The 19,865-nt window shown below is 56.4% G+C and carries 20 protein-coding genes; 17 read left to right on the top strand and 3 right to left on the bottom strand.

The window, feature by feature from the left end:
- Position 1: 1 nt before the first annotated feature.
- From recF to dnaA, 3 genes are read right to left on the bottom strand one after another with little or no spacing between them, the layout of a single operon-like run.
- Complete coding sequence (gene recF / locus ACYZUD_RS23915; protein ID WP_462020448.1) at positions 2-1,105, bottom strand: DNA replication/repair protein RecF; 1,104 nt, start codon at positions 1,103-1,105, stop codon at positions 2-4.
- A 20-nt stretch (positions 1,106-1,125) separates the two neighbouring features.
- Positions 1,126-2,229 carry a DNA polymerase III subunit beta gene (dnaN, locus tag ACYZUD_RS23920; protein WP_017341709.1) on the bottom strand — a complete coding sequence of 368 codons (1,104 nt, stop codon included), beginning with the start codon at positions 2,227-2,229 and terminating at the stop codon, positions 1,126-1,128.
- 39 nt (positions 2,230-2,268) lie between these two features.
- The gene (gene dnaA, locus ACYZUD_RS23925; RefSeq protein WP_462020449.1) at positions 2,269-3,789 is read right to left on the bottom strand and encodes a chromosomal replication initiator protein DnaA; all 1,521 of its coding nucleotides are present in this window, start codon (positions 3,787-3,789) and stop codon (positions 2,269-2,271) included.
- Positions 3,790-4,356: 567 nt separating this feature from the next.
- On the opposite strand from dnaA, the gene rpmH reads away from it, so the two are divergent.
- The 17 genes from rpmH (at position 4,357) to atpD (ending at position 19,865) form a co-directional block, all read left to right on the top strand.
- Positions 4,357-4,491 (top strand): 50S ribosomal protein L34, encoded by a 135-nt coding sequence (gene rpmH / locus ACYZUD_RS23930; RefSeq protein ID WP_003213577.1) that lies wholly within the window; start codon positions 4,357-4,359, stop codon positions 4,489-4,491.
- A gap of 16 nt (positions 4,492-4,507) precedes the next feature.
- Entirely contained in the window at positions 4,508-4,909 is a 402-nt protein-coding gene (gene rnpA / locus ACYZUD_RS23935; protein ID WP_031319201.1) for a ribonuclease P protein component, read from the top strand.
- The gene (yidD, locus tag ACYZUD_RS23940) at positions 4,902-5,147 is read left to right on the top strand and encodes a membrane protein insertion efficiency factor YidD (RefSeq protein WP_010465488.1); all 246 of its coding nucleotides are present in this window, start codon (positions 4,902-4,904) and stop codon (positions 5,145-5,147) included. The genes rnpA and yidD overlap by 8 nt, the downstream gene beginning before the upstream one ends.
- A 2-nt stretch (positions 5,148-5,149) precedes the next feature.
- The gene (yidC, locus tag ACYZUD_RS23945; protein ID WP_462020450.1) at positions 5,150-6,838 is read left to right on the top strand and encodes a membrane protein insertase YidC; all 1,689 of its coding nucleotides are present in this window, start codon (positions 5,150-5,152) and stop codon (positions 6,836-6,838) included.
- 79 nt (positions 6,839-6,917) lie between these two features.
- Positions 6,918-8,288, top strand: coding sequence for a tRNA uridine-5-carboxymethylaminomethyl(34) synthesis GTPase MnmE (mnmE, locus tag ACYZUD_RS23950; protein WP_462020451.1), 1,371 nt, complete (start codon positions 6,918-6,920; stop codon positions 8,286-8,288).
- Between the two features lie 551 nt (positions 8,289-8,839).
- Positions 8,840-10,732, top strand: a complete 1,893-nt coding sequence (mnmG, locus tag ACYZUD_RS23955) for a tRNA uridine-5-carboxymethylaminomethyl(34) synthesis enzyme MnmG (protein WP_462020452.1) — start codon at positions 8,840-8,842, stop codon at positions 10,730-10,732.
- Positions 10,729-11,373 carry a 16S rRNA (guanine(527)-N(7))-methyltransferase RsmG gene (gene rsmG / locus ACYZUD_RS23960; protein WP_462020453.1) on the top strand — a complete coding sequence of 215 codons (645 nt, stop codon included), beginning with the start codon at positions 10,729-10,731 and terminating at the stop codon, positions 11,371-11,373. The genes mnmG and rsmG overlap by 4 nt, the downstream gene beginning before the upstream one ends.
- A gap of 18 nt (positions 11,374-11,391) precedes the next feature.
- Positions 11,392-12,189, top strand: a complete 798-nt coding sequence (locus ACYZUD_RS23965; RefSeq protein ID WP_027926208.1) for a ParA family protein — start codon at positions 11,392-11,394, stop codon at positions 12,187-12,189.
- Between the two features lie 10 nt (positions 12,190-12,199).
- Positions 12,200-13,072 carry a ParB/RepB/Spo0J family partition protein gene (locus ACYZUD_RS23970; RefSeq protein WP_462020454.1) on the top strand — a complete coding sequence of 291 codons (873 nt, stop codon included), beginning with the start codon at positions 12,200-12,202 and terminating at the stop codon, positions 13,070-13,072.
- Positions 13,073-13,220: 148 nt separating this feature from the next.
- Positions 13,221-13,628 (top strand): F0F1 ATP synthase subunit I, encoded by a 408-nt coding sequence (locus ACYZUD_RS23975; RefSeq protein WP_010465473.1) that lies wholly within the window; start codon positions 13,221-13,223, stop codon positions 13,626-13,628.
- Between the two features lie 16 nt (positions 13,629-13,644).
- Positions 13,645-14,514 carry a F0F1 ATP synthase subunit A gene (gene atpB / locus ACYZUD_RS23980; RefSeq protein ID WP_010465471.1) on the top strand — a complete coding sequence of 290 codons (870 nt, stop codon included), beginning with the start codon at positions 13,645-13,647 and terminating at the stop codon, positions 14,512-14,514.
- Between the two features lie 133 nt (positions 14,515-14,647).
- Positions 14,648-14,905 carry a F0F1 ATP synthase subunit C gene (gene atpE / locus ACYZUD_RS23985; protein WP_002555987.1) on the top strand — a complete coding sequence of 86 codons (258 nt, stop codon included), beginning with the start codon at positions 14,648-14,650 and terminating at the stop codon, positions 14,903-14,905.
- A 56-nt stretch (positions 14,906-14,961) separates the two neighbouring features.
- Entirely contained in the window at positions 14,962-15,432 is a 471-nt protein-coding gene (locus tag ACYZUD_RS23990) for a F0F1 ATP synthase subunit B (protein WP_154849492.1), read from the top strand.
- A gap of 12 nt (positions 15,433-15,444) precedes the next feature.
- On the top strand, positions 15,445-15,981 hold the full coding sequence (locus ACYZUD_RS23995) for a F0F1 ATP synthase subunit delta (protein ID WP_462020455.1): 537 nt from the start codon (positions 15,445-15,447) through the stop codon (positions 15,979-15,981).
- A 21-nt stretch (positions 15,982-16,002) separates the two neighbouring features.
- Positions 16,003-17,547 carry a F0F1 ATP synthase subunit alpha gene (gene atpA, locus ACYZUD_RS24000; protein WP_282379785.1) on the top strand — a complete coding sequence of 515 codons (1,545 nt, stop codon included), beginning with the start codon at positions 16,003-16,005 and terminating at the stop codon, positions 17,545-17,547.
- Between the two features lie 50 nt (positions 17,548-17,597).
- The gene (gene atpG, locus ACYZUD_RS24005; protein ID WP_462020456.1) at positions 17,598-18,458 is read left to right on the top strand and encodes a F0F1 ATP synthase subunit gamma; all 861 of its coding nucleotides are present in this window, start codon (positions 17,598-17,600) and stop codon (positions 18,456-18,458) included.
- Between the two features lie 27 nt (positions 18,459-18,485).
- Entirely contained in the window at positions 18,486-19,865 is a 1,380-nt protein-coding gene (atpD, locus tag ACYZUD_RS24010; RefSeq protein ID WP_008155715.1) for a F0F1 ATP synthase subunit beta, read from the top strand.

Consider the following 19,865-nt stretch of genomic DNA (forward strand, 5'->3'; position numbering starts at 1 on the left):
TTCACTCCCGATGGTCGTGGGTCTGGGTGATACGGCCCTGTTCCACGTGGAACAGAGCGACTGGCGTTTCCGTCTGCCAGCCTTCCCTCAATAATTCGTGATCTACACAGGTGATAAAGACCTGGCAGCGTAAGTCTTCCAGCAAGCGGCAAAGCGCGCGACGATGGTGCTCGTCCAGTTCGGACGGCAAATCATCCACCAGATAAATACACTGGCCGCGCCGGGCCTGGCTGACCAAATGCCCCTGGGCAATCCGCAGTGCACACACCACCAACTTCTGCTGACCGCGGGACAGAATGTCCGCGGCGTTATGTGCGCCCAATCTAAGACGCAAATCAGCACGTTGTGGTCCAGCCTGGGTATGGCCCATTTGCTGATCCCGCTGAAGGGATCCGGCGAGTACAGCACTCAACTCGCGGTCTTTGTCCCAACCTCGGTAATAGCTGAGCGTTAAGCCCTCAAGCTCAACCAATTCGCTCAAGGTCTGTTCAAAGACTGGTTTCAAGGCTTTGATGTAAGCGCGGCGGTATTCATCGATTTCAGCGCTGGCTTGGCACAGTTCCCTGTCCCAAACCGCTTGCGAAACGGCGTCAAGTGTACCATGCCGCAGCCAAGAGTTTCTCTGGCGCAGGGCCTTCTGCAAGCGCTGCCAAGTGGACATGAATCGCGGTTCCACGTGGAACACACCCCAGTCGAGAAACTGCCGTCGAATCTTCGGCGCGCCTTCCAGCAGACGGAAGCTGTCGGGGTTGATCAACTGCAGTGGCAAGATCTCAGCCAGTTGCGCCGCGCTACGGGCATTCTGACCGTCGATGCGGATCTGGAACTCCCCTTGGCGGTCTCGAGATATCCCCAAGGCACTGTGCCCGCCCTCAGCCAATTCAACTTTGCCAAACACCGTGCACGCCAATTGCTCATACTGAATGACCGGCAACAGGCGGCTGCTACGAAACGAACGGGCAAGCCCCAACAGATGAATGGCTTCCAGAACACTGGTTTTGCCGCTGCCGTTGGCGCCGTAAAGAATGTTGATTCGGGGGGAGGGGGAGAAGGTCACCGGGTGCAGATTGCGCACCGCGGTGACCGAGACGCGACTTAAGGACATCTAGCTTCTGCTGAGCATGATTACAGACGCATCGGCATGACGACGTAGGCCGAGTCGTCGTTGTCGGACTCTTGCACCAGCGCGCTGCTGTTGGAGTCGGACAGGATCAGGCGAACCTGCTCGGTGGTCATCACGCCCAACACGTCGAGCAAGTAGCTCACGTTAAAGCCGATTTCCAGATTGCCGCCGTTGTACTCAACGCCCACTTCTTCTTCCGCTTCTTCCTGTTCCGGGTTGTTCGCCTGGATCTTCAGCTGACCGTTGGCCAGTTGCAAACGAATACCGCGGTACTTCTCGTTGGACAGAATGGCGGTACGGCTAAACGCTTCACGCAGGGCCTGACGGTCGCCGAGTACCAGCTTGTCGCCACCTTTTGGCAGCACGCGCTCGTAGTCCGGGAATTTACCGTCGACCAGTTTCGAGGTGAACGTGAATTCGCCGGTGGTGGCGCGGATGTGGTGTTGACCGAGCACAATGCTGACGATGCCGTCCGGCTCAGTCAGCAGGCGGGCCAGCTCAAGGATACCCTTGCGCGGAACGATGACCTGGTGGCGATCCGGCTGACCGATATCGGCCTGCATCGAGCACATGGCCAGACGGTGACCGTCGGTGGCCACCGCACGGATGATCCCGGCCGAGACTTCCAGCAGCATGCCGTTCAGGTAGTAACGCACGTCCTGCTGGGCCATCGCGAAGCTGGTGCGTTCGATCAGACGACGCAGTTTGCTTTGCTCCAGGCTGCAGGTCAGCGAGCCCGGGCCTTCTTCGACAGTCGGGAAATCGTTGGCCGGCAAGGTCGATAGTGTGAAGCGGCTACGGCCGGCCTTCACGACAAGCTTTTGCTCGTCGACCTTGATGTCGATCAGCGCATCGTTCGGCAAGCTCTTGCAGATGTCCATCAGCTTGCGCGCAGGCACAGTGATGGAACCCGGATCCGCAGGCTCTTCGAGTTGTACACGACCTACCAGCTCGACTTCCAGGTCGGTACCGGTCAGCGACAGTTGCTGGCCTTCGACAACCAGCAGCACGTTGGAGAGCACCGGCAAGGTCTGTCGGCGCTCGACGACGCCTGCGACCAGTTGCAGGGGTTTCAACAGGGCTTCGCGTTGAATGGTGAAATGCATGGTCTAGTCCCTTGCCTTAATAAGCTGCGCTGGAGTTCATCAAGTGGTCAGTGTACGCAGCAGGTTCTTGTAGTCCTCGCGGATGTCCGCGTCGGATTCCTTAAGTTCGTTGATCTTGCGGCAGGCGTGCAAAACAGTCGTGTGGTCGCGGCCGCCAAACACATCGCCGATTTCCGGCAGGCTGTGGTTAGTCAACTCTTTGGACAACGCCATGGCAACCTGACGCGGACGAGCTACCGAGCGCGAACGACGCTTGGACAGCAAGTCGGAGATCTTGATCTTGTAGTACTCGGCGACGGTGCGCTGAATGTTATCCACAGAGACCAGTTTGTCTTGCAGTGCCAACAGGTCTTTCAGGGATTCGCGGATCAGCTCGATGGTGATATCGCGGCCCATGAAGTGCGAGTGGGCGATCACGCGTTTCAACGCGCCTTCCAGCTCACGGACGTTGGAACGAATACGTTGGGCAATGAAGAACGCGGCATCGTGTGGCAGATCGACTTTGGCCTGGTCGGCCTTCTTCATCAGGATCGCTACGCGGGTTTCCAGCTCCGGCGGCTCGACGGCAACCGTCAGGCCCCAGCCGAAACGGGATTTGAGGCGCTCTTCAAGGCCTTCGATTTCTTTCGGGTAGCGGTCACTGGTGAGAATGACCTGCTGGCCACCTTCAAGCAGGGCATTGAAGGTGTGGAAAAACTCTTCCTGGGAACGTTCCTTGCGGGCGAAGAACTGAATGTCATCGATCAGCAACGCATCCACCGAACGGTAGAAGCGCTTGAACTCGTTGATTGCGTTCAGCTGCAACGCCTTGACCATGTCTGCCACGAAACGCTCGGAATGCAGGTATACCACCTTGGCATTCGGATTCTTCTTTAACAGGTGGTTACCCACAGCATGCATCAAGTGGGTTTTACCCAAGCCGACGCCACCATAAAGGAACAACGGGTTGTAACCGTGCTTGGGGTTGTCCGCCACTTGCCAGGCAGCAGCCCGGGCCAGTTGGTTGGACTTGCCTTCTACGAAGTTTTCGAAAGTGAAGGTGCGGTTCAAATAGCTGGTGTGCTTGAGCGCACCTTCAACCTGCACAGTGCGTTGCTCTGAGCGAACCGGGGCCTGTTGCGAGCTGGCACCGGCCATCGGGTCGAAGCTATCACGCGATGGCTCTTCACTGACCTCGACAATTTTTTGCGTCGCACGCTTGGTGTGTGTGGTGGCCGGGGCTGGCGTCGGAGCGCTGATCGGCGCTTGAGCAGCCTGTGCCTGGGACGCAGCAGCGGCCAACGGAGCATTCGGGGCGGCACGCGGTGCCGAACTGCGTTTGCTGCCTATTAATAAGGACAGCACCGGCGCTATACCATTGCCATGCTCATCCAGCAGTTCAAGGACGCGGCCCAGGTACTTTTCATTGACCCAGTCGAGAACAAAACGATTCGGTGCGTAGACACGCAACTCGTCGCCTTCGGCTTCGACCTGTAGTGGACGGATCCAAGTGTTGAATTGTTGGGCAGGCAGCTCATCGCGCAAAAGCTCCACGCACTGCTGCCAAAGTTCCACTGACACGGATATCCCCTAAGTTGAAAGCCGGTGAGGCAAAAACAAGCGGCCATTGTAGCGACCAGACGCCGACTTATCCACACGTAGGTTGATCACTGAGGAAGAAGAATCAACGTTTTATACGCAAAAAAGACGACCAATGGTCTGTGCATAAGCTCTGTGGATAACCGGGTCTAAGGTCGTTGTACAAGTGGGGGCGAAACCCGGTGGGTAACTGGCTTGTGGATAAGTACCCCTTTCACACACAGGTTATCCGACAGCGCAGCACAGGCTGACCACCGTTTTCCACCGTAGTTGTCATTCTCTGTACATCACGGATTATAAGGGCTAAATGCAGTTATCCACAGATGATCGTGACCCTTGCTTTTATAAGCTTTACAGAAAAGCTTTAAATACTTTCCTTCTTTATTTCTATATCTAGCAAAGGTCCTGCCCGCCAGAAAACGTCTGGAGATCTATTTATAAGGAAACGCTGGTTGGAAATTGACCTAGAGGCTTGCTTTCTCTAGAATCCCCGGTCTCTTAAAACGGGGGCCATTCCGGCCCGTTGTGGACGAACCAGGTAACACGACAATGAAACGTACTTTCCAACCAAGCACTATCAAACGCGCTCGTACCCACGGTTTCCGTGCTCGCATGGCTACCAAGAACGGTCGTGCCGTCCTGTCGCGTCGTCGCGCCAAAGGTCGTGCGCGTCTGGCAGTTTGATAATCCGGCACTGGAGGTGAGTCAGGACTTCAGTCGGGAAAAGCGTCTGCTTACTCCCCGGCATTTCAAGGCAGTCTTTGACTCCCCTACCGGCAAGGTTCCGGGGAAAAATCTCTTGCTCCTTGCGCGCAACAACGATCTTGATCACCCCCGTCTCGGGCTGGTTATCGGGAAAAAGAGCGTAAAGCTCTCCGTCGAGCGCAATCGCCTCAAACGTCTGATGCGCGAATCGTTCCGTCTGAACCAGGATTCACTGGCCGGCTGGGACATCGTTATCGTCGCGCGCAAAGGTTTGGGTGACGTAGAAAACCCCGAATTGATTCAGCATTTCGGCAAACTCTGGAAGCGTCTGGCACGCAGCACGCCGGTACCAGCAGTCAAAACCGAAACTGTAGGGGTAGACAGTCCCGATGCGTAAACTGGCACTCGTTCCGATCCAGTTTTATCGCTATGCCATTAGTCCCCTGATGGCCAGTCACTGTCGTTTCTACCCCAGTTGTTCCTGCTACGCGTATGAAGCCATAGAAAATCATGGCCTTCTGCGCGGTGGCTGGCTGACCTTTCGTCGTTTAGGTCGCTGTCATCCGTGGAATCCCGGTGGTTATGACCCGGTTCCACCTATCCCTACCTCCCGTTCTTCTTCGATGGCCGAGTAATCATGGATATCAAACGCACGATCCTGATCGTCGCCCTGGCAATCGTGTCCTACGTTATGGTTCTTAAATGGAACCAGGACTATGGCCAGGCTGCCCTGCCGACTCAGAATGTTGCTTCCAGTACTACCGCACCGGGCCTACCGGATACGGCGACTGGCAATAATGCTTCTGTCAGTGACGACATTCCACGCGCCGCAAGCGATACCAGTGCCACTGCACCTGCCGAAACGCCGGTAGCTGCCGGCAAAGATCTCATCCAGATCAAAACGGATGTGCTCGATCTGGCTATCGATCCACAAGGTGGCGATGTCGCCCAGTTGAAGTTGCCGCTGTATCCACGTCGTCAAGACCATCCGGAAATTCCGTTCCAGCTGTTCGATAACGGCGGTGAACTGACTTACCTGGCGCAAAGCGGTCTGATCGGTACCAACGGCCCGGATGCAAGCCCGGCCGGTCGTCCGGTTTACTCTTCGGAGAAGAAGACTTATCAACTGGCTGACGGTCAGGACCAATTGGTCGTGGACCTCAAGTTCAGCAAGGATGGCGTCAACTACATCAAACGTTTCACGCTGAAACGTGGCCTGTATGACGTAACCGTTTCCTACCTGATCGACAACCAGAGCGCACAGCCCTGGTCTGGTGCGATGTTCGCGCAACTGAAGCGTGACGCCAGCGGCGATCCTTCCTCAACCACCGCCACCGGTACCGCGACTTACTTGGGCGCTGCCCTGTGGACAAGTAACGAGCCGTACAAGAAAGTGTCCATGAAGGACATGGACAAGGCTCAGTTGAAGGAAACCGTCAGTGGTGGTTGGGTTGCGTGGTTGCAACACTACTTCGTGACCGCGTGGATTCCGGCGAAGGGCGAAAACAACGTCGTCCAGACCCGTAAAGACAGCAAAGGCAACTACATCATCGGTTATACCGGCCCGGCAATGAGTGTTGCGCCAGGTGCAAAAGCCGAAACCAGCGCTGTTCTCTACGCCGGTCCGAAAAGCCAGGCCGTGCTGAAAGAGTTGTCCCCAGGTCTGGAACTGACCGTCGACTACGGCATTCTGTGGTTCATTGCCCAGCCAATCTTCTGGCTGCTGGGACACATCCACGCCATCGTCGGTAACTGGGGCTGGTCGATCATCTTCCTGACCATGCTGATCAAAGGGATCTTCTTCCCGCTGTCGGCTGCCAGCTACAAATCCATGGCGCGCATGCGTGCAGTGGCACCGAAACTGGCTGCGCTGAAAGAGCAACATGGTGACGACCGGCAGAAAATGTCGCAGTCCATGATGGAGCTGTACAAGAAAGAGAAGATCAATCCGCTGGGCGGCTGCTTGCCGATCCTCGTGCAGATGCCGGTTTTCCTTTCGCTGTACTGGGTTCTGCTGGAAAGCGTTGAAATGCGCCAAGCGCCGTTCATGCTGTGGATTACCGACCTGTCGATCAAGGATCCGTTCTTCATTCTGCCGATCATCATGGGTGCAACCATGTTCATCCAGCAGCAGTTGAACCCGACTCCTCCGGATCCGATGCAGGCGAAGGTCATGAAAATGATGCCAATCATCTTCACCTTCTTCTTCCTGTGGTTCCCGGCTGGTCTGGTGCTGTACTGGGTAGTGAACAACTGCCTGTCCATCGCCCAACAGTGGTACATCACGCGTAAGATCGAAGCGGCTACCAAAAAAGCCGAGGCGTAACTTACTCTGTGGATAACCACTCAAAACGCCCCCTAGTGGGGCGTTTTGCTATCTGTCACTTTTGTCTGGATTCCGGTTTATGAGCGCTCCTCGTGAAACCATCGCTGCCGTCGCCACCGCTCAAGGTCGCGGCGGTGTGGGTATCGTCCGTATTTCCGGGCCTCTGGCAAGCGTTGCGGCCAAGGCCTTCAGCGGTCGTGAACTGAAACCGCGATTCGCCCACTACGGCCCGTTCCTCGGTAAAAACGAAGAGGTACTGGACCAAGGCATCGCCTTGTATTTCCCGGGACCGAACTCGTTCACTGGCGAAGATGTGCTGGAACTCCAGGGCCATGGCGGCCCGGTTGTTCTGGATATGCTGCTCAAACGTTGCCTGGAACTGGGCTGCCGTCTGGCCCGGCCGGGTGAGTTCAGCGAGCGCGCCTTCCTCAACGACAAACTCGACCTGGCCCAGGCCGAGGCCATCGCTGACTTGATCGAGGCAAGTTCTGCACAGGCTGCACGAAATGCACTGCGTTCCTTACAGGGTGCATTCTCCGATCGTGTGCATAACCTCACCGAACAGCTGATCGGCCTGCGGATCTATGTCGAAGCGGCCATCGACTTCCCGGAAGAGGAAATCGACTTCCTTGCCGATGGCCATGTGTTGAGCATGCTCGATAAAGTGCGCGACGAGTTATCCACCGTACTTCGAGAAGCCGGGCAGGGTGCCTTGCTGCGTGACGGTATGACCGTGGTGATTGCCGGCCGGCCGAATGCCGGAAAATCCAGCCTGCTGAATGCGCTGGCAGGTCGTGAGGCCGCCATCGTGACCGAGATTGCCGGCACCACCCGCGACATTCTTCGCGAACATATCCACATCGACGGCATGCCGTTGCACGTGGTTGATACCGCAGGCCTGCGTGACACCGATGATCAAGTGGAAAAAATCGGCGTCGAACGCGCATTGAAAGCCATCGGCGAAGCAGATCGGGTGTTGTTGGTGGTCGATGCCGCCGCACCGGAAGCGCTTGATCCCTTCGCGTTGTGGCCGGAGTTTCTCGAAACCCGCCCGGACCCGGCCAAGGTTACGTTGATCCGTAACAAGGCTGACCTCACGGGCGAAGCCATTGCCCTGGAGGTCAGCGAAGATGGCCACGTCACCATCAGCCTCAGTGCCAGGTCTGCCGGCGAGGGGCTGGAATTGCTGCGCGACCACCTCAAAGCCTGCATGGGCTACGAACATACGTCGGAAAGCAGCTTCAGTGCTCGCAGGCGTCACCTTGAAGCGTTGCGCCATGCCAGTGCTTCTCTCGAGCATGGACGTGCACAGCTGACCCTGGCGGGGGCCGGTGAGTTACTGGCCGAGGATTTGCGGCAGGCTCAACACGCTTTGGGTGAAATCACCGGTGCATTCAGCTCCGATGACCTGCTGGGACGAATCTTTTCCAGCTTCTGTATCGGTAAATAGTCCTTCCGTTGTCCACAGACAGGCCATTCGTGCCTGTCTGTTCCACTTCTTTTCTTAAATTTCCCTCCAGTGTCGAGCTGATTCTTTCTGCTTGAGCGGTTTTTCCATGCTCCGGATTTACTGAATCAGCGGTTTTCTGTGGATTAAGCTCTGTGAATAACTGCCACTAAGGGCAGTTGATAACAGGGCCTAAAAACTGAAGACAACCGCCTCTGTGGATAACCATCGCTTTCATCCACAGGCTTAACCTGGTTATCCAAGGGCCTCCCTGGCACATGACCACAGGGTTTTGAATCTCTGTACATATTGAATATAAAGGGCTGTATAAATCTATCCACAGAAATGTGGCTCAGTAGAAATAAACATAAAAACAAAGATTTAATAAATTTCTCTCTTTTTAATTTCTATTACCCTGACTTCTCCACAGCTGGTTAAATTTTGTGCAAAGGGTTCTTTAGGAAGGGCGAAGTCCCTATACTTGCCGCCCAGGTCCAAAAACCTGAGCTCAAACTATTCCTGATTACCTAACTGAAGCAGGCACGAGGTGCGTGGTGGATTTCCCTTCCCGTTTTGAAGTGATCGTCATCGGCGGCGGTCATGCCGGTACCGAGGCAGCACTGGCGTCAGCACGCATGGGGGCAAAAACCCTGTTGCTGACGCATAACGTGGAAACCCTCGGTGCCATGAGCTGCAACCCCGCGATTGGTGGGATCGGCAAAAGCCATCTGGTCAAGGAAATCGATGCCCTCGGCGGCGCGATGGCTATGGCTACCGATAAAGGTGGTATTCAATTTCGCGTATTGAACAGCCGCAAAGGCCCAGCCGTACGTGCAACCCGCGCTCAGGCAGACCGGGTTCTCTACAAGGCGGCTGTCCGCGAAACTCTTGAAAACCAGCCGAACCTGTGGATATTTCAACAGGCTGCTGACGACCTGATCGTCGAGCAGGAACAAGTCCGCGGTGTCGTCACCCAAATGGGTCTGCGTTTCTTCGCCGATTCCGTGGTGTTGACCACTGGCACCTTCCTCGGTGGACTTATCCACATCGGGATGCAGAATTTTTCCGGCGGTCGTGCCGGTGATCCGCCATCGATCGCCCTGGCTCACCGTTTGCGTGAATTACCACTGCGTGTCGGTCGTCTGAAAACCGGTACGCCGCCGCGTATCGACGGTCGTTCTGTGGACTTCTCGGTGATGACCGAGCAGGCAGGCGATACGCCGATTCCGGTGATGTCGTTCATGGGTTCCAAAGAGCAACATCCGAAGCAGGTCAGTTGCTGGATTACCCACACCAACGCCCGCACCCACGAAATCATTGCCGCCAACCTTGATCGTTCGCCGATGTATTCCGGTGTGATCGAAGGGATCGGCCCGCGTTACTGCCCCTCGATCGAAGACAAGATCCATCGCTTTGCCGACAAGGAAAGCCATCAGGTCTTCATCGAACCGGAAGGCTTGACGACTAACGAGCTGTACCCGAACGGAATATCCACATCCCTGCCGTTCGACGTGCAATTGCAGATAGTGCAATCGATTCGCGGCATGGAAAACGCGCACATCGTTCGCCCGGGCTACGCCATCGAGTACGACTACTTCGATCCGCGTGACCTGAAGTACAGTCTGGAAACCAAAGTCATCGGCGGCTTGTTCTTCGCCGGGCAAATCAATGGCACCACCGGTTACGAAGAAGCCGGTGCCCAGGGTTTGCTGGCCGGGGCCAACGCTGCGTTGCGTGCACAGGGCAAAGACGCCTGGTGTCCACGTCGCGACGAGGCGTACATCGGAGTATTGGTCGACGACCTGATTACACTGGGTACTCAGGAACCGTATCGGATGTTCACGTCCCGCGCCGAGTACCGCTTGATCCTGCGCGAAGACAACGCCGATCTGCGCTTGACCGAAAAAGGTCGCGAATTGGGTCTGGTCGATGATGTGCGTTGGGCAGCGTTCTGCAAGAAACGCGAAAGCATCGATCTGGAAGAACAACGCCTGAAAAGTACCTGGGTTCGCCCGGGCACCGAGCAGGGCGATGCGATTTCCGAAAAATTCGGTACACCACTGACCCACGAATACAACTTGCTCAACCTGCTGAGCCGTCCGGAAATCGACTACGCTGGTCTGATCTCGGTCACGGGCGGTGGCGCAGAAGATCCACAAGTGGCCGAGCAGGTCGAAATCAAGACCAAATACGCCGGTTACATCGATCGTCAGCAAGATGAAATCGCGCGTTTGCGGGCCAGCGAAGATACAAAACTGCCTGTGGATATCGATTACACGAACATCTCCGGTCTCTCCAAAGAGATCCAGAGCAAGCTCGGTGCGACCCGTCCAGAGACTTTGGGCCAGGCGTCGCGTATCCCGGGGGTAACGCCGGCAGCGATTTCGCTGTTGATGATTCATTTGAAAAAACGCGGCGCGGGCCGTCAGTTGGAGCAAAGCGCTTGAGTTCGTTGGTCACCTCGCAACACGCAGAAGAGTTATCCACAGGTGCTCGCCAGCTCGGTGTCACACTGACAGAGTTTCAGCACGCCCAGCTGCTGGGTTATCTGGCCCTGTTGATCAAATGGAACAAGGCTTACAACCTGACCGCCGTGCGCGATCCGGACGAGATGGTCTCGCGTCACCTGCTCGATAGTTTGAGTGTGATGTCGTTCGTCGAAAACGGTCGCTGGCTGGACGTTGGCAGCGGCGGCGGCATGCCGGGTATTCCGTTGGCCATCCTGTTTCCAGAGTCCCAAGTGACCTGTCTGGACAGCAACGGCAAGAAAACCCGCTTCCTGACCCAGGTCAAACTCGAACTCAAACTGGATAACCTGCAAGTTATCCACAGCCGTGTCGAAGCCTTCCAGCCTGCCCAGCCATTCAACGGGATCATTTCCCGGGCGTTCAGCAGCATGGAGAACTTCAGCAACTGGACACGTCACCTGGGTGACACCGATACACGTTGGTTGGCAATGAAGGGCGTTCATCCGGCTGATGAGCTGGTAGCATTGCCGGCAGACTTCCACCTCGATAGCGAACACGCCCTGGCCGTACCTGGTTGCCAAGGCCAACGCCATCTGCTGATACTGCGCCGCACGGCATGATTGGGAACACAAGCAAGAATGGCTAAGGTATTCGCGATAGCGAACCAAAAAGGTGGTGTGGGCAAGACCACCACCTGCATCAACCTCGCAGCTTCCCTGGTCGCTACCAAGCGTCGGGTGCTGTTGATCGATCTCGATCCACAGGGCAACGCCACCATGGGTAGCGGTGTGGATAAACACGGCCTGGAAAACTCGGTCTACGACCTGTTGATCGGCGAATGCGATCTGGCCCAGGCCATGCACTACTCCGAGCACGGTGGTTACCAACTGTTGCCGGCCAACCGTGACCTGACCGCGGCCGAAGTGGTTCTGCTGGAAATGCAGATGAAGGAAAGCCGTCTGCGCAGCGCGCTGGCGCCCATCCGTGAAAACTACGATTACATTTTGATCGACTGCCCGCCGTCGCTGTCGATGCTGACGCTTAACGCACTGGTCGCTGCTGACGGGGTCATTATCCCCATGCAGTGCGAGTACTTCGCACTCGAAGGCTTGAGCGACCTTGTGGATAACATCAAGCGTATCGCTGAACTGCTGAACCCGAACCTGAAAGTCGAAGGCTTGTTGCGGACCATGTACGACCCGCGCCTGAGCCTGATGAATGACGTTTCGGCCCAGCTGAAGGAACACTTCGGCGAACAGCTCTACGACACCGTCATTCCGCGCAACATCCGCCTGGCCGAAGCGCCGAGCTATGGCATGCCGGCGCTGGCGTACGACAAGACATCACGGGGCGCGATTGCCTATCTGGCATTGGCGGGCGAGATGGTTCGCCGTCAACGCAAAAACTCACGCACCGCCGCTGCTCAGGCAACTTAAAGGAATCCCCATGGCCGTCAAGAAACGAGGTCTCGGACGTGGACTGGATGCACTGCTGAGTGGTCCGACTGTCAGCTCGCTGGAAGAACAAGCGGTGCAAGCCGATCAGCGTGAGCTGCAGCACCTGCCCCTGGACCTGATCCAGCGCGGCAAGTACCAGCCGCGTCGGGACATGGATCCTCAGGCGCTGGAAGAGCTGGCGCAGTCGATCAAGGCCCAGGGCGTGATGCAGCCGATCGTGGTTCGTCCGATAGGCAGCGGCCGCTTCGAAATCATCGCCGGTGAACGCCGCTGGCGTGCCAGCCAACAGGCTGGTCAGGAAACCATCCCGGCGATGGTCCGCGATGTATCGGATGAAACCGCGATCGCCATGGCGCTGATCGAGAACATCCAGCGTGAAGACCTCAATCCGATCGAAGAAGCGGTGGCCTTGCAGCGTTTGCAGCAGGAATTCCAGCTGACGCAGCAACAAGTGGCCGAAGCGGTGGGCAAATCCCGGGTAACCGTGGCAAACCTGCTACGCTTGATCGCATTGCCGGAAGTCATCAAAACCATGCTGTCCCACGGCGACCTGGAAATGGGTCATGCCCGTGCTTTGCTCGGTTTGCCGGAAAATCAACAGGTTGAAGGGGCGCGACATGTTGTCGCACGGGGGCTGACTGTGCGCCAGACTGAGGCACTGGTTCGCCAGTGGTTGAGTGGTAAACAGGAACCCGCTGAACCGGTAAAGCCGGACCCGGATATCGCCCGACTCGAGCAGCGCCTGGCCGAGCGCCTAGGCTCTGCGGTGCAGATCCGACACGGAAAGAAGGGGAAGGGGCAGTTGGTGATCGGTTACAACTCCCTCGATGAGCTTCAAGGTGTGCTCGCACACATCCGCTGAAACATTTCCTCATGTAGCGTGCAGTCGGAAATCACTACCTGACAGTTGAATAGGGGCAGAACCGCCCCTATACTCTGCGCGCATTTTGTCGGCACAAATTATGCCAAGTTATTGAATTCTGGCAGCCGACCATTGGGGAGTAATCGTGATGGAAAGCCGCACGCCAAACCGCTTGCCGTTCCATCGCCTGGCAGTTTTTCCGGTGTTAATGGCTCAATTTGTCGTTTTGCTGATCGCCGCTTTGGCGCTCTGGCAATGGCACGGAGTCGTTGCCGGGTACTCAGGACTTTGCGGAGGCCTGATAGCCTTGCTGCCCAATGTTTATTTCGCTCACAGGGCATTTCGGTTTTCCGGCGCCCGAGCAGCTCAAGCCATCGTCCGATCTTTTTATGCCGGCGAGGCGGGCAAACTGATTTTGACGGCAGTGCTCTTTGCATTGACGTTTGCAGGTGTGAAGCCATTGGCGCCGCTAGCTGTATTCGGCGTCTTCGTGTTGACCCAACTGGTCAGCTGGTTCGCGCCCCTGCTGATGAGAACAAGACTTTCGAGACCTTAGGGCGTTTGAGGCAACCATGGCAGAAACAACCGCTTCGGGCTATATCCAGCACCACTTGCAGAACCTGACCTTCGGGCAGCACCCAACTGGCGGGTGGGGCTTTGCCCACACCGCAGCAGAAGCCAAAGAAATGGGCTTCTGGGCTTTCCACGTCGATACCCTCGGCTGGTCGGTCGCGTTGGGTCTGATCTTCGTTCTTCTTTTCCGCATGGCGGCAAAGAAGGCGACTTCCGGTCAGCCAGGTGCTTTGCAGAACTTCGTTGAAGTATTGGTCGAATTCGTCGATGGCAGCGTGAAAGACAGCTTCCATGGCCGCAGCCCGGTAATTGCGCCGTTGGCACTGACCATCTTCGTCTGGGTCTTCCTGATGAACGCCGTCGACCTGATTCCGGTCGACTGGATTCCTCAGCTGGCCATCCTGATTACTGGTGATGCGCACATTCCGTTCCGTGCCGTATCGACCACTGACCCGAACGCTACCTTGGGCATGGCCCTGTCGGTGTTCGCGTTGATCATTTTCTACAGCATCAAGGTCAAGGGCATCGGCGGCTTCATCGGCGAACTGACCCTGCACCCGTTCGGCAGCAAGAACATCTTCGTTCAGGCCCTGCTGATTCCGGTGAACTTCCTGCTGGAGTTCGTGACACTGATCGCCAAGCCAATTTCCCTGGCACTGCGTCTGTTCGGCAACATGTACGCCGGCGAACTGGTCTTCATTCTGATTGCTGTGATGTTCGGCAGCGGTCTGCTCTGGCTTAGCGGCCTGGGCGTAGTTCTGCAGTGGGCGTGGGCTGTGTTCCACATCCTGATCATCACCCTGCAGGCGTTTATCTTCATGATGCTGACCATCGTTTACTTGTCGATGGCGCACGAAGAGAACCATTAAGACCAGTCTCGACTAGTCTGATGTCCCACTCGGTCAAACGAGTGGGTGCCCGAACAGGGCTATGAAACGATTTGTTTTACCGCTTTAAAATCTAAAAAACCTAAACCATACGACGTAAAAGTCGGGAGGAAAGATGGAAACTGTAGTTGGTCTAACCGCTATCGCTGTTGCACTGTTGATCGGCCTGGGCGCACTGGGTACCGCAATTGGTTTCGGCCTGTTGGGCGGCAAGTTCCTGGAAGGCGCAGCGCGTCAGCCAGAAATGGTTCCAATGCTGCAAGTCAAAATGTTCATCGTTGCCGGTCTGCTCGACGCCGTAACCATGATCGGTGTTGGTATCGCTCTGTTCTTCACCTTCGCGAACCCATTCGTTGGTCAACTCGCTGGCTAATCACTCGAACCTTCGAGTGATTGGTTTGATGTGCAACGAACGAGCGAGGTGTTGGCGTGAACATTAATGCAACCCTGATTGGCCAGTCCGTTGCGTTCTTCATTTTTGTACTGTTTTGCATGAAGTTCGTGTGGCCTCCGGTCATCGCGGCTTTGCACGAACGTCAGAAGAAGATCGCGGATGGACTGGACGCTGCCGCCCGAGCAGCTCGCGACCTGGAGTTGGCCCAAGATAAAGCGGGTCAACAACTGCGCGAAGCAAAAGCTCAGGCAGCCGAAATCATTGAGCAAGCCAAGAAACGCGGTAATCAGATCGTCGAAGAGGCTGTTGAAAAAGCCCGTATCGACGCTGAACGTGTGAAGGTTCAGGCTCAGGCCGAGATCGAACAGGAACTGAACAGTGTCAAAGACGCGCTGCGTGCCCAATTGGGTGCTCTGGCCGTTGGCGGCGCCGAGAAGATCCTGGGTGCCACAATCGATCAAAACGCGCACGCGGAGCTGGTAAACAAACTGGCTGCTGAAATTTAAGCGAGGGCGATCATGGCAGAATTGACCACGTTGGCCCGACCTTACGCTAAGGCAGCCTTCGAGCACGCCCAGGCCCACCAGCAACTGGCCTCTTGGTCAGCCATGCTCGGCCTGGCTGCAGCAGTGTCGCAAGACGACACCATGCAGCGCGTGCTCAAGGCCCCGCGACTGACGAGCGCAGACAAGGCCACCACGTTTATTGACGTGTGTGGCGACAAGTTCGATGCCAAGGCACAGAATTTCATCCACGTCGTTGCTGAAAACGACCGTCTCCCGCTTTTGCCGGAGATCGCCGCTCTGTTTGACCTGTACAAGGCCGAACAAGAGAAATCGGTAGATGTGGACGTAACCAGTGCTTTTGCATTGAACCAAGAACAGCAAGACAAACTCGCCAAGGTTCTCAGTGCACGGCTCGGCCGGGAAGTGCGACTGCACGCTGCGGAGGATGCCACCCTTATTGGTGGTGTCATCATCCGCGCCGGCGACCTGGTAATCGATGGCTCGATTCGCGGCAAACTCGCGAACCTTGCCGAAGCATTGAAATCTTGAGTTTGAAGGGGCAGCAGAGCAATGCAGCAACTCAATCCTTCCGAAATAAGTGAAATTATCAAGGGCCGCATCGACAAGCTCGATGTGACCTCCCAAGCCCGTAACGAAGGCACTGTCGTCAGCGTATCTGACGGTATCGTGCGGATTCACGGTCTGGCCGACGTAATGTACGGCGAGATGATCGAGTTTCCGGGCGGCGTCTTCGGTATGGCTCTCAACCTGGAGCAAGACTCCGTAGGTGCCGTTGTATTGGGGTCCTACCAGTCTCTGGCTGAAGGCATGAGCGCCAAGTGCACCGGTCGCATCCTCGAAGTTCCGGTTGGTAAGGAACTGCTGGGTCGCGTAGTCGACGCACTGGGTAACCCAGTTGACGGCAAAGGTCCGCTGAACAACACCGAGACCGATGCGGTCGAGAAAGTTGCTCCAGGCGTGATCTGGCGTAAGTCGGTAGACCAGCCTGTACAGACTGGCTACAAGGCTGTCGATGCCATGATTCCTGTCGGCCGTGGCCAGCGTGAGCTGATCATCGGTGACCGTCAGATCGGTAAAACCGCTCTGGCGATCGACGCGATCATCAACCAGAAAGACAGCGGCATCTTCTGCGTCTACGTAGCGATCGGTCAGAAACAATCGACCATTGCCAACGTGGTTCGCAAACTGGAAGAAAACGGCGCACTGGCTAACACCATCGTCGTGGCTGCGAGCGCTTCGGAATCTGCAGCACTGCAATTCCTGGCACCGTACTCCGGTTGCACCATGGGTGAATTCTTCCGCGACCGCGGTGAAGACGCGCTGATCGTTTATGACGATCTGTCCAAGCAAGCAGTGGCTTACCGCCAGATTTCCCTGCTGCTGCGCCGTCCACCAGGCCGTGAAGCTTACCCAGGCGACGTGTTCTATCTCCACTCCCGTCTGCTGGAGCGCGCATCCCGCGTTTCGGAAGAATACGTAGAGAAGTTCACCAACGGCGCAGTGACCGGCAAAACCGGTTCCCTGACCGCACTGCCGATCATCGAAACCCAGGCTGGCGACGTTTCCGCGTTCGTTCCGACCAACGTGATTTCCATCACCGACGGTCAGATCTTCCTGGAATCGGCCATGTTCAACTCCGGGATCCGTCCTGCTGTGAACGCCGGTGTTTCGGTATCCCGTGTGGGTGGTGCCGCTCAGACCAAGATCATCAAGAAGCTCTCCGGTGGTATCCGTACCGCTCTGGCTCAGTACCGTGAACTGGCGGCATTCGCCCAGTTCGCTTCTGACCTGGACGAAGCGACCCGTAAGCAACTTGAGCATGGTCAGCGCGTTACCGAGCTGATGAAGCAGAAGCAATACGCACCAATGTCGATCGCTGACATGGCGCTGTCGCTGTATGCCGCTGAGCGTGGGTTCCTGACTGACGTTGAAATCGCCAAGATCGGCAGCTTCGAACAAGCGCTGATTGCTTTCTTCAACCGCGATCACGCCGATTTGATGGCGAAGATCAACGTGAAGGGTGACTTCAATGACGAAATCGACGCTGGCCTGAAAGCCGGTATCGAGAAGTTCAAGGCCACCCAAACCTGGTAAGCCGCAGCGGGAGCCGCAAGGCTCCCGCTTGCTAACCTGATAGGTGTTACATGGCAGGCGCAAAAGAGATTCGCAGTAAGATTGCGAGCATCAAAAGCACGCAAAAGATTACCAGCGCCATGGAAAAAGTGGCGGTCAGTAAAATGCGCAAGGCACAAATGCGCATGGCTGCTAGCCGTCCTTATGCGGAGCGCATCCGCCAGGTTATTGGCCATCTGGCCAACGCCAACCCGGAATACCGCCACCCGTTCATGCTCGACCGTGAAGTAAAGCGCGTCGGTTATGTCGTGGTGAGCAGTGACCGTGGTCTGTGTGGTGGCTTGAACACCAACCTGTTCAAGGCCCTGGTCAAGGACATGGCGGTAAACCGCGAAAACGGCGTCGAGATTGATCTGTGTGTCGTTGGTAGCAAGGGTGCGGCTTTCTTCCGCAACTTCGGCGGTAACGTCGTTGCAGCTATCAGCCACTTGGGTGAAGAGCCGTCGATCAATGACCTGATCGGCAGCGTCAAGGTGATGCTGGATGCCTACCTGGACGGCCGTATTGACCGCCTGTCCGTGGTGTCCAACAAGTTCATCAACACCATGACGCAGCAGCCTACCGTGGAGCAGTTGATTCCACTGGTGGCAACCCCGGATCAAGAACTCAAGCACCACTGGGATTATCTGTACGAACCGGACGCCAAAGAGCTGCTTGACGGCTTGATGGTCCGTTACGTGGAGTCGCAGGTCTACCAGGCGGTGGTCGAGAACAACGCGGCTGAACAAGCTGCGCGGATGATCGCGATGAAGAACGCTACCGACAACGCCGGTGATTTGATCAGCGATTTGCAGCTGGTCTACAACAAGGCGCGTCAGGCTGCGATCACCCAAGAGATCTCGGAAATCGTCGGCGGCGCTGCCGCGGTTTAACGGTTCAAATATTCAGAGGATCCAGCTATGAGTAGCGGACGTATCGTTCAAATCATCGGCGCCGTTATCGACGTGGAATTTCCACGCGACAGCGTACCGAGCATCTACAACGCGCTGAAAGTAGTGAGCGCGGCCGAAACCACCCTGGAAGTTCAGCAGCAGCTGGGCGATGGCGTGGTTCGTACCATTGCGATGGGTTCTACCGAGGGCTTGAAGCGCGGTCTGGAAGTCACCGACTCTGGCGCTGCCATCTCCGTACCGGTCGGTAAAGCGACTCTGGGCCGGATCATGGACGTACTGGGCAACCCGATCGACGAAGCTGGCCCGATCGACACCGAAGAGCGCTGGGGCATTCACCGTCCTGCGCCAACCTTCGCTGAACAAGCGGGCGGCAACGACCTGCTGGAAACCGGCATCAAGGTTATCGACCTGGTTTGCCCGTTCGCCAAGGGTGGTAAAGTTGGTCTGTTCGGTGGTGCCGGTGTAGGCAAAACCGTAAACATGATGGAACTGATCCGTAACATCGCCATCGAGCACAGCGGTTATTCCGTGTTCGCCGGTGTGGGTGAGCGTACTCGTGAGGGTAACGACTTCTACCACGAGATGAAGGATTCCAACGTTCTGGACAAAGTGGCACTGGTTTACGGTCAGATGAACGAGCCGCCGGGTAACCGTCTGCGCGTAGCACTGACCGGCCTGACCATGGCCGAGAAGTTCCGTGACGAAGGTAACGACGTTCTGCTGTTCGTCGACAACATCTATCGTTACACCCTGGCCGGTACTGAAGTATCCGCACTGCTGGGCCGTATGCCTTCCGCAGTAGGTTACCAGCCGACCCTGGCCGAAGAGATGGGTACTCTGCAAGAGCGTATCACTTCGACCAAAAACGGTTCGATCACCTCGATCCAGGCGGTATACGTACCTGCGGATGACTTGACTGACCCGTCGCCAGCGACCACCTTCGCCCACTTGGACGCCACCGTCGTTCTGTCCCGTGACATCGCTTCCCTGGGTATCTACCCGGCGGTCGATCCACTCGACTCGACTTCGCGTCAGCTGGACCCGAACGTGATCGGTCAGGACCACTACGACACCGCTCGCGGCGTACAGTATGTTCTGCAGCGTTACAAAGAACTGAAGGACATCATTGCGATCCTGGGTATGGACGAGCTGTCGGAAGCCGACAAGCAGTTGGTAAACCGTGCTCGTAAGATCCAGCGTTTCTTGTCGCAGCCGTTCTTCGTGGCTGAAGTCTTCACCGGTGCTTCGGGTAAATACGTTTCCCTGAAAGACACCATTGCTGGCTTCAAAGGCATCCTCAACGGTGACTACGACCACCTGCCAGAACAAGCGTTCTACATGGTCGGCGGCATCGAAGAAGCGATCGAGAAAGCCAAGAAACTGTAA

The sequence above is a fragment of the Pseudomonas sp. XS1P51 genome (genome assembly GCF_054897845.1).